The organism is Neobacillus sp. C211 (assembly GCF_051842875.1).
GTDB lineage: Bacteria > Bacillota > Bacilli > Bacillales > Cytobacillaceae > Neobacillus.
Window position 1 is genome coordinate 1 of record NZ_JBPXRO010000085.1, and the last position, 1,602, is coordinate 1,602.

1 protein-coding gene is annotated in these 1,602 nt (G+C 37.6%); it reads right to left on the reverse strand.

What is annotated here, in order from left to right:
* Window positions 1–844, reverse strand: an 844-nt coding sequence (locus ACSU6B_RS29090) for a reverse transcriptase domain-containing protein (protein WP_410889944.1), incomplete at its 3' end; no start/stop codon positions are given.
* Between the last annotated feature and the right edge of the window lie 758 nt (window positions 845–1,602).

Consider the following 1,602-nt stretch of genomic DNA (forward strand, 5'->3'; position numbering starts at 1 on the left):
AATCGTCCGCATAACGAACGATAAAGCATTCTTTTAATCCAGATTTTTTAAGTCCCTGGTACTTGATTCCACTGGTCCTATATTTAAAGTTGCTTTCGAATGTTTCCCACTGATTACTGATCCACCAATCAAGTTCATTGAGAACGACATTTGATAAAAGGGGTGATAATATTCCACCTTGCGGTGTTCCTTTGGCTGGTATTCCTTCTCCATCAATCTCCGCTTTTAATAGTCTAGAGATAATTGAGAGTAATACTTTATCCTTTATCCCCAATGTCCAAAGCTGTTTCAAAAGCTTTCCGTGATTCACATTATCAAAGAAACCCTTTATATCGACATCCACACAATGATGTAGCCCAGCTTGATTGACAAGGAATTCGAATCTTGCTTTGGCATGATGGGTGCTTCTATTTGGACGAAATCCATAGCTATGTTTATGGAATTTTGCTTCAAAAATGGGCTCCAATACTTGTAGAATACACTGTTGGAAAATTCTATCCCAGATGGTGGGAATCCCTAGGGGTCTAAGTTTTCCATTCCCTTTGTCAATAAACACTCTTCTAACCATATGAGGTTCGTAGTTTTTAAACATGATTTGAACCGTGCTTATTACATCTTCCACCAATAAATGACACATATCTTTAATCGTAAGATTATCTGTACCTGCCGTCTTACTACCTGTATTTCTTTTGATATTTCGGTAGGCAAGACGAATATTTTCATTAGAACTCATCAATTCTATTAATCCATAAAACTTTTCACCATTGACACTTTGAGCATACAGAGAGTCAAAGCATTCCTGTAAGTTATAATACTCATTGTGCCTCAGTTTCTTCCGTTTCAATAAGTCGGTGACTCCTTTCGGAGTTAAACCTCTTTTAGTCTCACAAGAACCTTATTAATCGATAAAAATCTGCATTACATGGTTGAATGATTTTTAATTAGTCTAGTGGCTATCCCTCCATGTGGATTAGACATTTCATTGGTACTGTGCCACCACTTTCACTGATACAAAGAAAAGTTATACAGTAACTAATATCATTATTGCTTTCCTTGTCAACGCTTCTTAAGGAGTAAGCCCTCCACGTTATCAGCTTACAATGTTGAATTATATCTATTATGGAATGAACTTAGGTGCTTCCTTTAAGCCTGTTAGCACTCATACGCCTGTAACGTATCATGGATTTTTATATTAGCTATTCTTACTCACCCACGGCTAACCTCACAATTTGGTGATATACACATTTCTATGTATTGCAGGTATAGACCCGTACTTTCAGAAGTTCGTCAGCTTTACCTTTTACTTTTAGGTTTATTTACATCCTCACCATATTCATTCAACTCAAGCATCATGAACTACACCACTCCATCGAGTAGGCTTTCGGCAGCCGAACTGCTACGGTAATTTCTCACGCCTTTTCGCCGAGCTTATAACACTATCATTCTTACTAAATCTAGTGCTATTCGACTTAGAGAGAACCCTTCAGGGCGTTACCCCGTCATTTGATTCTTCGATATAATCCTTCAGTTCCGAAAGGAACTGTCTGGTCTTTACCTGAGTATTGTGACCAATCTCAATTTAAGCCAGAAACATTTCACACA